Below are 8,602 nucleotides of genomic sequence, written 5' to 3'. Positions count from 1 at the left end.
CCTACTGCTGCCTCCCGTAGGAGTCTGGGCCGTGTCTCAGTCCCAGTGTGGCCGATCACCCTCTCAGGTCGGCTACGCATCGTCGCCTTGGTGAGCCGTTACCTCACCAACTAGCTAATGCGCCGCGGGCCCATCCTGTAGCGACAGCTTGCGCCGTCTTTCAACGAAACGTCATGCGACATTTCGTGTTATCCGGTATTAGCACCGATTTCTCGGTGTTATCCCCGTCTACAGGGCAGGTTGCCCACGTGTTACTCACCCGTCCGCCGCTAACGAATCAAAAGCAAGCTTTCGATTCGTCCGCTCGACTTGCATGTATTAGGCACGCCGCCAGCGTTCGTCCTGAGCCAGGATCAAACTCTCCATAGAAAGTTCACATCTCTAGCTTCTTTACGCTTTTCGCTTCGTTCAGTTTTCAAGGAACATCTTTATCGCTGTTTAAGCGACTTTCTTAATTTAACATATCATTCTCTTTGTGTCAATAACATTTTTTATATTTTTTTGTTATCTCATCATAACAGCGACGCTTTATACTATAGCACGTTCTTTTTTTAAACGCAACTATTTTTTTTAATTCTTTTTACATGCTTCCCGAACATATACGCTCCTATTCCGACAATAATAAAAAAAGAGCCGATTGCTTGTGACAAATAAACTTTCTCATCTAACCATATATAAGCCAATATGATCGCTCCAATTGGCTCAAGTAAAATAGCCATCGACACCATTGCTGCATTTACCCATTTCATCGCCCAATTAAAAAGAGAATGACCAAACAACGTTGGAATGACAGCTAACAAAATAAAATACAACCAATCATCCCTATCATAAGAGAAAAATGAATAACGAAATAACGCCACATATCCACCTAACACGATCGAAGCAATTCCGTAGACAATGTACGTATACGCAATTAGAGAAAATTGCTTTCGTAAATGTTGACCAACTAGCCAATAACCTGTTACCATAGCACATGCAATTAATGCAAGCATATCACCATAAAGCGCTTCGCCACTTACCCGAAAATCACCCCAACTAATAACGACACTACCTAAAATCGCAAGTAGCGCACTAACCCATTCACTCATTGTAATCTTTTCTTTAAAAAAGAAAAAACCACCCACAAAAGCAAATATCGGTTGTAGCGTAACTAAAACAACAGAGCTTGCAACAGATGTGTAACGAAGCGATTCAAACCAAAGAATAAAATGGAAGGCAAGTAACGCACCAGACAACACCGCGAAAGCCCAGTCCTTTTTATTCATTAACTTCGTTTCCTTTACATGTCTTACAGCAAACAACGGGGTCATGAAAACAACTGCAAAAAAGAGACGATAAAATGCAATGACAGACGACGGGGCATCTGTAAATTTAACAAAAATAGCTGATGTAGAAATAGAAAGCGCCCCAATAATTAGTGCGATATACGCCTTCATGTTCATCATCCTTTCGAATATACTTATGAAGAAAAGGGGGAATGTCTTATGGACGCTCATGTGCTTATGAAACTCGGAATTTCCGCTGTCCTCGGACTTATTATTGGTTTAGAACGAGAACTAAAAAGAAAACCCGTTGGCCTTAAAACATGTCTTGTCATTTCGATTGTAAGTTGTTTACTAACTATCGTTTCGATTGAATCGGCATACACGTTTCCAAAAAGCGATCATATAAATATGGATCCGCTTCGCCTCGCTGCCCAAATTGTATCTGGCATCGGTTTTCTTGGTGCAGGTGTTATCCTCCGACGCGGAAACGACAGCATTTCAGGTTTAACAACTGCCGCGCTTATTTGGGGAGCAGCTGGCGTTGGAATTGCTGTTGGAGCAAATTTTTATATTGAAGCCATTTTGTGCGTAGCTTTTCTGATCGCCAGCGTTGAACTCATTCCGCTTATTACAACTGTTTTTGGTCCAAAACAACTAAGGGAGAAGGAACTGTCCGTTAAACTTACTGTATTAGACGCAACAAAAATTTCAGAAGTAATCGAAAGCATCAGACAAAAAAACATTCGCATTAAAACCGTGCGCATTAAAGATTTGGATAACGGGAACCACTTTGTTGAATTAAAAGTATCTGTCGATCAAAAACGGGCAACAACAGACGTATACGAGTTTATTCATCAAATCCCTTCAATTCGCGGTGTCGATATTGAAAATATTTAACTCGAAAATTATTCTCATTTAGATTAGCATATATAGATGAAGATTGCTTTCAACAACAAAAAGGTGGCAAACGATATGTCTTCGACTGTAAAAAACATGGAACTTTGTTTTTTAATGCGCCAACTTTCAGAAAAGGACGAGCTTACTTTCCTTCATTCATATCGCGTTACAAAAATCGCTTTATCTTTCGCTTCTTTTTTGGAGTTAACGGATGTAGAAAAGCGAGAGTTACAATTCGGGGCGCTCATCCACGATATCGGCAAATTACACATACCCGCTCATATTTTAACAAAGAAAGGGAAGTTACTGGAAGATGAATTTGCTCAAATGAAAAAACATCCCGTATTCGGTATACAACTATTGCAACATTATCACGTTTCATCTGATATTTCTCATATTGTTTTATATCATCATGAACGTTGGGATGGAAAAGGTTATCCTTATGAACGACAAGGAGAGAATATTCCGTTTCTTGCTCGCCTCGTGGCATTAGCTGATTCACTCGAAGCAATGACTGGTATTCGTCCGTATCGTACACCGCTGACATGGGAAGAAGCTTATGAGGAAATCAAAAAAGGAGCAGGAACACAATTTGATCCGAAACTAACTACTCTCTTTTTGACTTGGATGGAAAATCATATCGTTCCAATTGAACAAAACAAAGAAACAATCATGCAAACCATCCCGATGATCTCTTAAATATCGATTGACGAAACAACAAAATGTTTTTACAATATGAAGAAAAAGGGGGGCATTAGCTCAGCTGGGAGAGCGTCGTGCTGGCAGCGCGAAGGTCACCGGTTCGAGCCCGGTATGCTCCATAAGAGAAAACCCTTGCATCGCAAGGGTTTTTCGTTTTACTCCTCTGTCAGTTCTTCTACCGGAACGATGTGTCGTTCATGGTCTCGCCCACGCATATGTACGGTCGCTGTTCGGCTTGCTTCATCATACCCATCAATCCAAACAGATTGTCCATGGTAACAAACGCGAATATCATCTGGGGAAGAAACAATTTGTTTTACACGATTCATATCCATCAGCATCCCTCCTTTCGTTCATATTATCTTCTTTTGAAGAGAAAATATGTAAGAAATCGCTTCATCTCGTCTACAATGATAAAAACAGGAGGGAAGATAAATGAGATGGCATGAATTTCTCGCTTCATATTGGCGACTTTCTCCACTTGTACGCATCATATTTACAATCACAACAATCATTTGTTTATTCGGTATTGTCATTCATATCGTTGAACCAAGAACATTTTTAACTGTTTTTGACGGCATATGGTGGGCATTAATTACAACGACAACGATCGGCTACGGTGATCTCGTGCCAAAAACAATGAGCGGCAAACTCGTCGCGATCACTCTCATCTTGCTTGGTACGGCCTTTGTCTCAGCCTACTTTGTGACACTATCCACAAAAGCAATCTCAAAAGAAAACGCCTTATCTACTGGAGAACTACCGTATACAAAAGGTGGACACATCATTTTAGTCGGCTGGAATGAGCGCATTCGTCAGCTACTTGCTTTCATCCCTCCTAACATGCCGTGCCTCGTGATCGATGAGACACTAAAACGTTTGGACGTGCCAACACACGTTCATTTTATTAAAGGAAATCCGACGCACGACGATGTATGGGAGAAAGCAAACGTATTTAAAGCTCATACCGTTATTATTACTGCTAATCAACATAAAAATGAAGTCGAAGCTGACCTGGCGTCTATCGTCACCCTTTTGACAGTCAAAGCGCTCCATCCATCCGCATATGCTGTTGTAGAAATATTGACGACACCACAAGTTGATAACGCCAAACGTGCTGGGGCAAATGAAATTGTTGAAACAAATAAATGGATTAGCTTTTTGATGGCGAATTGCCTTTCATCTCCGAATGTTTTGCATGACATCGAACAATTTAAACAACATCCGATAAAACGTTTAACTGTGCGCGATGAATGGATCGGTATGTCTTTTGCAACGATGCTTAACGAATTAAAAAAAGAAAATGTATTACTTGTCGGTATTGCAAACAATCAACACGTCTCAATTAATCCACCATCGCATACGATCATTCAATCGACAGATGAGCTTATCGTACTAGAGTAGTAACCGCTCTTCTAAATCTTTCACGAGCGTTTTTGCCGTGGCTACATATCGATCAGGAACAGCCGCATCCGGATCTTCCGGTTCAGAGAACTGATTGAATGAGGCACTCATATTTCCAACGTGCACATTGTCATCTAATCCACGTTGATATTTATGACATAAGACGTATGGTCGCCTCAATTCAACCGTCGCCCCATACGAATCAAGTTGTCCGTCTATCGCAACAAATGGAATTCGTAAAAATTGGTACCCAGCATCATCCGCCATCTTGTAATCAAACGAACCGTGGTCATAATCCCAATTACCGCCAATTACATAACCGAGCGGTTTTAACTGCTGCTCTAATACACTTAACAAAAATGTTTTTCCTTCTAGTCTAGATGGAATTTCAATCATATTGATCACGCCTCCTCTGTTCATTATTATGTCCAAAAAAAGAGCTTTCCCTGCGCTCAGGAAAAGCTCTTTTTTTCATTATTTCAATCGTTTTTCAAGTTCTGCCTTTTTCTCTTCGTATCCCGGTTTACCGAGGAGGGCAAACATATTTACTTTGTACGCCTCTACACCTGGTTGATCAAACGGATTGACGCCAAGTAAATATCCGCTCATCGCACACGCTTTTTCAAAGAAGTAAACGAGATAACCGAATGTATATTCATCTAATCGCGGCAATGTGACAACTAAGTTCGGTACGCCCCCGTCTGTATGTGCCAACAATGTCCCTTCGAACGCCTTTGTATTAACGAAATCAACTGTTTTTCCCGCTAAATAATTTAAGCCATCTAAGTCATTATCTTCCGCTTCAATTGTCAATTCATGACGAGGGGTTTCAACTTTTAACACCGTTTCAAACAAATCGCGACGTCCTTCTTGCACATATTGTCCTAACGAATGAAGGTCTGTTGAAAAGTTTGCTGAAGCTGGGAAAATCCCTTTCTGATCTTTTCCTTCACTTTCGCCAAATAATTGTTTCCACCATTCTGCAAAATATTGCAATGCCGGTTCATAGTTAATGAGCATTTCAATTGTTTTCCCTTTATTGTAAAGCACATTTCGCACCGCAGCGTATTGGTAGGCAATGTTCTCTTCTAACTCTGATTTACTAAAATCTTCACGCGCTTGTGCAGCGCCTTTCATCATCGCTTCAATGTCCGCACCGCTGACGGCAATCGGCAACAAACCAACCGCTGTTAAAACAGAGTAACGGCCACCGACATCATCTGGAATAACAAATGTTTCGTATCCTTCTTCTGTCGCTAATGTTTTTAACGCTCCACGCGCGCGGTCTGTTGTTGCATAAATGCGTTTGCGCGCCTCCTCTTTTCCGTATTTTTCTTCAAGAAGCTTACGGAAAATACGGAAGGCAATGGCGGGTTCTGTCGTCGTTCCTGATTTTGAAATGACGTTGATCGAAAAATCTTTTCCTTCGAGTAAATCCATCACATCACGCATGTATGTAGAACTAATGTTGTTACCGACGAAAATAATTTGTGGTGTCTTCCGCTTTTCTGTCGGAAGCACATTGTAAAACGAGTGTTGCAACATTTCAATCGCTGCACGAGCCCCGAGATAAGAACCACCAATACCGATCACTAATAACACATCAGAGTCTTGTTGAATTTTTTTCGCTGCTTGTTGAATGCGAGCAAACTCTTCTTTGTCATATGCGACAGGAAGATCAATCCATCCTAAAAAGTCGTTTCCTTGCCCTGTTTTTTCATGAAGTGCATGATGTGCTACTTTTACAGCATCACGCAAATACGTTAGTTCATGTTCACCAAAAAACGACAACGCTTTTGAGTAGTCAAACTGAATATGCGTCATGTACGTTTCCTCCTCAATGATTGTATCCTCTTTCACTTTAGCGAAATAAACATCGAGAATCAAGTTCATGAAAACAATGTAAACGGATTCATTATGACATTTTTCGCACTTTATAACGAAGCTTTTAAAATCGCCATAACATCATCGTGTTGTAGCTTTTTAAAATTACCAAACGGGCCGAACGCCATCGCTTTTTCCACTATTATTGGCAATGATTCTTTACCAATATGATAATCTGCTAATCGATTTGGAGCACCTAAGCTATTCCAAAATGCCCGAAGTTTTTCGATTCCTTCTAGCGCAATTTCCCGATCCCCTTTTCCTTCTGGATAAACATGAAACACACGAACAGCTAATTGCTTAAACCGCTCAACATGTTCATCGAGTACATGTTTCATCCAATTAGGGAATAAAATAGCTAACCCCCCTGCGTGCGGAATATCATGCACCGCTGATACAGCATGCTCAATATTATGTGTTGCCCAATCGCCACGTAGTCCCATGCGTAAAATTCCGTTTAAAGCCATCGTTCCACAATATAAAATCGTTTCACGATAGTCGATATTTTGCAGGTCGTCTACAAGTTTTGGCGCCGTTTCGATCACCGTTTTCAAAATCGACTCACACATCCGATCTTGCAGTGGCGTATTTGGGGCATGATGAAAATATTGTTCTAACACGTGCGACATGATGTCAACAATACCATACACTGTATGATCTTTCGGAACAGTTGTTGTATAAACAGGATCCAAAATCGAAAATTTAGGAAAAACAACCGGGCTACTCCAACCGTATTTTTCCTTCGTTTCCCAATTTGTAATAACAGAATTTGCATTCATTTCTGATCCTGTGGCTGCTAGTGTTAATACAGTTCCAAGTGGAAGCGCCCGCTGAACGGTTGTTTTTCGTGAAATGAAATCCCATGCATCTCCATCGTATAGAACGCCTGCAGCAATTGCCTTTGCACAATCAATAACACTTCCGCCACCAACAGCTAAAATAAAATCAACTTTTTCTGCACGACATATGTCAATCCCTTTTTGCACAGTAGATAAACGAGGGTTTGGTTCAACACCCGCTAACTCCGTCCACCATTTATTCAATGAGCGAAAAACAGAAACGACATCATCATACACACCGTTTTTCTTAATGCTGCCCCCACCATACACCATTAAAATACGTTCATACGGAGCAAGCTCTTTCTTTAGTTGTTCAATTTGTCCTCTTCCAAAAATTAATTTTGTTGGGTTGTGAAAAATAAACTGTTCCATTAAATTTCCTCCTTTTTCTCCATTATTTCTAAAATAAACAAATAAGTAAAGAAACTTGCATTTTTTTCTTTTTCGTTGTGCATATTTCAAAAATAATTATCCATTCTATAAATGAATACACTACTTTACCAAGGAGGATGAACATGAGTACGTTACAACGAATCGCACTATTGCTTACTGTTATTGGAGCACTTAACTGGGGGCTCATTGGCTTTTTCCGTTTTGATCTCGTCGCAGCCATTTTTGGTGGGCAAGCATCAGCCTTTGCCCGCATTGTTTATGCTCTCGTTGGAATTGCGGGTCTCATTAACCTCGTCTTGCTATTTAAACCAACGGAAGAGCTTGAGCGCACAGAGCCAAAAATGTCAAGAACATAAACGAGCAACTCACCGATCATTCGGTGAGTTGTATTTTTTTTTCGCTTCCGTAATCCATTTTTCAAGTTGAGTTTTTAGCGGTTGAAATCCTGAAGGGGTTTCAATATTTGTTGCGTCATGATCCACATCGCGCAGCGATAAACTAATTCGTTTCGTTTTTTCATCAATAGCGATAATTTTTACCCGCACAGACTCCCCTACATCTACATAATCATAAATATTTTTCACATATCCATCTGTAATTTCTGAAATATGAATAAGACCTTGTGTTTGTTCATCAAGTGATACAAATACACCGTATGGCTGTATTCCAGTTACAACGCCCGTAACGACCGCACCTTCCTTCCAATCCAAATGAAACACTCCTCGTTTTTTGAAAAATTGTAACATAGTTCGCTTAAAAAGTGTTAATTTTGTACACGAGTACAAATAGCAACATGGTATGATAAATATGTACATGAATTTTTGAGAGGTGGGAGAATAAATGAGCGCAATTGGTGAAAATATTCGCATGTATCGAGAACAGCGAAATATGTCACAACAAGAATTAGCGTTGAAAGTACGTGTAGGGGTAGCAACAATTCAAAAATATGAATCAGGTGAGCAAATTCCTGATACACCGACAATTTTAAAACTTTGTACTGCACTTGATGTGCCTGCATCTGAATTGCTAGAACGTGCCGACTTGTCCAATTCCTCCGTGGTCGATCCTGAAATCGAATATTTAATTAAAGAAATCGGCATTAAGCGGGCAAAACTTATTTTACGAAAAGCAAAAGAATTTAGCGAAGAAGATTTTCTACGCGTCATGCAAATGTTATATGAACTCAAATACAACAAAGAAAGCTGACGGCCGTCAGCT

11 protein-coding genes, 1 tRNA gene and 1 rRNA gene are annotated in these 8,602 nt (G+C 40.3%); 6 read left to right on the top strand and 7 right to left on the bottom strand.

Going from position 1 to position 8,602, the window contains the following annotated elements:
* Nucleotides 1-369 (bottom strand): 16S ribosomal RNA (locus ETB99_RS07135); the annotation flags it as partial.
* 182 nt (nt 370-551) lie between these two features.
* A complete protein-coding gene (locus ETB99_RS07130; protein WP_143091223.1) occupies nt 552-1,436 on the bottom strand; it encodes a DMT family transporter in 885 nt (294 codons plus the stop codon).
* A 48-nt stretch (nt 1,437-1,484) separates the two neighbouring features.
* Here ETB99_RS07130 and ETB99_RS07125 point away from each other — a divergent pair, with 48 nt between their 5' ends.
* From ETB99_RS07125 to ETB99_RS07115, 3 genes are all read left to right on the top strand, one after another.
* Nucleotides 1,485-2,162: an MgtC/SapB family protein gene (locus ETB99_RS07125; protein ID WP_077429604.1), complete on the top strand. Its 678-nt coding sequence runs from the start codon at nt 1,485-1,487 to the stop codon at nt 2,160-2,162.
* A 75-nt stretch (nt 2,163-2,237) separates the two neighbouring features.
* A complete protein-coding gene (locus tag ETB99_RS07120; RefSeq protein ID WP_171700282.1) occupies nt 2,238-2,861 on the top strand; it encodes an HD-GYP domain-containing protein in 624 nt (207 codons plus the stop codon).
* Nucleotides 2,862-2,910: 49 nt separating this feature from the next.
* A tRNA-Ala gene (locus ETB99_RS07115) sits at nt 2,911-2,983 on the top strand.
* A 36-nt stretch (nt 2,984-3,019) separates the two neighbouring features.
* Here ETB99_RS07115 and ETB99_RS07110 read toward each other — a convergent pair.
* Nucleotides 3,020-3,199, bottom strand: a complete 180-nt coding sequence (locus tag ETB99_RS07110; protein ID WP_077429600.1) for an H-type small acid-soluble spore protein — start codon at nt 3,197-3,199, stop codon at nt 3,020-3,022.
* A gap of 100 nt (nt 3,200-3,299) precedes the next feature.
* On the opposite strand from ETB99_RS07110, the gene ETB99_RS07105 reads away from it, so the two are divergent.
* Nucleotides 3,300-4,268 (top strand): potassium channel family protein, encoded by a 969-nt coding sequence (locus tag ETB99_RS07105; protein ID WP_171700281.1) that lies wholly within the window; start codon nt 3,300-3,302, stop codon nt 4,266-4,268.
* Here ETB99_RS07105 and ETB99_RS07100 read toward each other — a convergent pair.
* The 3 genes from ETB99_RS07100 to ETB99_RS07090 all read right to left on the bottom strand — a co-directional run bounded on the left by ETB99_RS07100 (nt 4,260) and on the right by ETB99_RS07090 (nt 7,363).
* Complete coding sequence (locus ETB99_RS07100) at nt 4,260-4,664, bottom strand: YugN-like family protein (protein ID WP_077429598.1); 405 nt, start codon at nt 4,662-4,664, stop codon at nt 4,260-4,262. The two genes, ETB99_RS07105 and ETB99_RS07100, sit on opposite strands and share 9 nt — an antisense overlap.
* A gap of 78 nt (nt 4,665-4,742) precedes the next feature.
* Nucleotides 4,743-6,092 carry a glucose-6-phosphate isomerase gene (locus tag ETB99_RS07095; RefSeq protein ID WP_077429597.1) on the bottom strand — a complete coding sequence of 450 codons (1,350 nt, stop codon included), beginning with the start codon at nt 6,090-6,092 and terminating at the stop codon, nt 4,743-4,745.
* Nucleotides 6,093-6,202: 110 nt separating this feature from the next.
* Nucleotides 6,203-7,363: an iron-containing alcohol dehydrogenase gene (locus tag ETB99_RS07090; RefSeq protein WP_077429596.1), complete on the bottom strand. Its 1,161-nt coding sequence runs from the start codon at nt 7,361-7,363 to the stop codon at nt 6,203-6,205.
* A gap of 143 nt (nt 7,364-7,506) precedes the next feature.
* Between ETB99_RS07090 and ETB99_RS07085 the strand changes: the two genes are divergently transcribed.
* On the top strand, nt 7,507-7,740 hold the full coding sequence (locus tag ETB99_RS07085; RefSeq protein WP_077429595.1) for a DUF378 domain-containing protein: 234 nt from the start codon (nt 7,507-7,509) through the stop codon (nt 7,738-7,740).
* Nucleotides 7,741-7,749: 9 nt separating this feature from the next.
* Here ETB99_RS07085 and ETB99_RS07080 read toward each other — a convergent pair whose 3' ends face one another.
* On the bottom strand, nt 7,750-8,094 hold the full coding sequence (locus tag ETB99_RS07080) for a CvfD/Ygs/GSP13 family RNA-binding post-transcriptional regulator (RefSeq protein WP_253263576.1): 345 nt from the start codon (nt 8,092-8,094) through the stop codon (nt 7,750-7,752).
* A 130-nt stretch (nt 8,095-8,224) separates the two neighbouring features.
* Here ETB99_RS07080 and ETB99_RS07075 point away from each other — a divergent pair, with 130 nt between their 5' ends.
* A complete protein-coding gene (locus tag ETB99_RS07075; protein WP_003398744.1) occupies nt 8,225-8,590 on the top strand; it encodes a helix-turn-helix domain-containing protein in 366 nt (121 codons plus the stop codon).
* Nucleotides 8,591-8,602: the final 12 nt, after the last annotated feature.

The sequence above is a fragment of the Anoxybacillus sp. CHMUD genome (assembly GCF_013096965.1).
GTDB lineage: Bacteria > Bacillota > Bacilli > Bacillales > Anoxybacillaceae > Anoxybacillus > Anoxybacillus kestanbolensis_A.
This window is presented reverse-complemented; position numbering and strand designations above follow the sequence as displayed.

Excerpts from the sequence above, each read along its gene's own strand:
- ETB99_RS07075 (WP_003398744.1), top strand. The coding sequence starts at position 8,225 with ATGAGCGCAATTGGTGAAAATATTCGCATGTATCGAGAACAGCGAAAT.
- ETB99_RS07120 (WP_171700282.1), top strand. The coding sequence starts at position 2,238 with ATGTCTTCGACTGTAAAAAACATGGAACTTTGTTTTTTAATGCGCCAA.
- ETB99_RS07125 (WP_077429604.1), top strand. The coding sequence starts at position 1,485 with ATGGACGCTCATGTGCTTATGAAACTCGGAATTTCCGCTGTCCTCGGA.
- ETB99_RS07130 (WP_143091223.1), bottom strand. The coding sequence starts at position 1,436 with ATGAAGGCGTATATCGCACTAATTATTGGGGCGCTTTCTATTTCTACA.
- ETB99_RS07085 (WP_077429595.1), top strand. The coding sequence starts at position 7,507 with ATGAGTACGTTACAACGAATCGCACTATTGCTTACTGTTATTGGAGCA.
- ETB99_RS07110 (WP_077429600.1), bottom strand. The coding sequence starts at position 3,199 with ATGGATATGAATCGTGTAAAACAAATTGTTTCTTCCCCAGATGATATT.
- ETB99_RS07105 (WP_171700281.1), top strand. The coding sequence starts at position 3,300 with ATGAGATGGCATGAATTTCTCGCTTCATATTGGCGACTTTCTCCACTT.
- ETB99_RS07095 (WP_077429597.1), bottom strand. The coding sequence starts at position 6,092 with ATGACGCATATTCAGTTTGACTACTCAAAAGCGTTGTCGTTTTTTGGT.
- ETB99_RS07100 (WP_077429598.1), bottom strand. The coding sequence starts at position 4,664 with ATGATTGAAATTCCATCTAGACTAGAAGGAAAAACATTTTTGTTAAGT.
- ETB99_RS07090 (WP_077429596.1), bottom strand. The coding sequence starts at position 7,363 with ATGGAACAGTTTATTTTTCACAACCCAACAAAATTAATTTTTGGAAGA.